Source organism: Chroococcidiopsis cubana SAG 39.79, from assembly GCF_003991895.1.
GTDB lineage: Bacteria > Cyanobacteriota > Cyanobacteriia > Cyanobacteriales > Chroococcidiopsidaceae > Chroococcidiopsis > Chroococcidiopsis thermalis.
This window is the reverse complement of sequence record NZ_RSCK01000113.1, coordinates 2,300-3,745: the sequence shown is the minus strand read 5'-3', so window position 1 is coordinate 3,745 and position 1,446 is coordinate 2,300. Positions and strand designations below refer to the sequence as shown.

General features: G+C 43.5%; 1 protein-coding gene. It reads left to right on the top strand.

Going from position 1 to position 1,446, the window contains the following annotated elements; translation table 11 throughout:
* Positions 1 to 251 precede the first annotated feature (251 nt).
* Positions 252 to 1,313, top strand: a complete 1,062-nt coding sequence (locus DSM107010_RS32500) for an Mrp/NBP35 family ATP-binding protein (RefSeq protein WP_127024954.1) — start codon at positions 252 to 254, stop codon at positions 1,311 to 1,313.
* Positions 1,314 to 1,446: the final 133 nt, after the last annotated feature.

Genomic DNA, 1,446 nt, shown 5'->3' with positions numbered 1-1,446 from the left:
TGTCGATGGAAATGAGTTTCTCTTTTTGTAATTGCAATAGTAGTATCTAGTAGCGCAAACGAGCAGATGCTCAATCCCTTCCAATTTCTGCGATCGCTTGCTTTATGCATACTACCATTAATCGATTAAGTTGCCGTATTATAATTAAAGGAATGCAAATATAGTCTGAACGATTTGTATGGCTAGTATATGCGGATAATGAACGAGGTTTATTAGAAGCGATCGCAAACCATCTTCATACGAAAGACGTAATGCTTAACCACCAATCTCCGTTTCACCAATCCCCAGAAGAGATCGCTGTCGCACCTCTCAATCCGCTCATCGCTACTCGTCAGCAAGAAGTTATTCAACTGCTCAAACAAGTCATCGAACCAAAACTTAAAAATGACATCGTGAGTTTAGGAATGGTACGCAATTTGCGAATCGTTGACGATTACATTTACCTGCGCCTCTACATCGGTTCTCACCAACACCACTTACAGGCAGAAATTCAATCCATCCTCTCGCCCCTGTCTTGGTGCAAAAAATCGTATATCCAACTTTGCACGATTCCAAATGTCAAAACAACCCTAGCAGTTTCTAGCGGTAAAGGCGGCGTAGGCAAATCTACTACTGCCGTCAACTTGGCAGTTGCCTTACAATTAGCTGGTTTGAAAGTCGGTCTGCTCGATGCCGATGTTTACGGTCCCAACATTCCTCAAATGCTAGGACTGGGACAAACTGACGTGCAAGTTATTGACACCCCAAACGGTCAAAGATTCTTACCTTTAGAAGCTTTTGGCATCAAAGTTATGTCAGTCGGACTATTGGCAGAACGCGATCGCCCTTTAGCGTGGCGTGGACCTGTTCTCCACAAAATTATTACCCAGTTTATTCATGAGGTGGAGTGGGGTGAACTGGATTATCTACTAATCGATCTACCTCCTGGGACGGGAGATGCCCAAATTACCATCGTGCAAGAAAGCCCTGTATGTGGGGCAATAGTGGTAACAACTCCCCAACAAATTGCTATTTCAGATGTACGCCGCAGCATTCATATGTTTTGCCAAGTTGGGGTTCCCGTTCTCGGTATCATCGAGAATATGAGCTATTTGATTGGCACTCATGGGGAATCGATCCCAATCTTCGGTAGTGGTGGTGGTCAACAGTTGGCAGCAGAATTAAATACACCCCTTTTGGGACAAATTCCCCTCGATCCTGACGTTTGTACAGGTAGCGATACGGGAAAACCGATCGCCACCGCCATTTCAAACTCCCCAGTCAATCAAGTTTTTCTACAGATAGCTGGGGCGATCGCCAAGACTTTTCAGTAGTTTTCTATCTAACATTATCTTGATAGTTGACATTTAGCCTTGTAGCTCCCCCAAAAGGTTCACTTGAAGCAATTTAGTTAGATAACCTAACTGTTAGCTTTACAAAAATTTTTACATAAAGTCTTGTATCCTC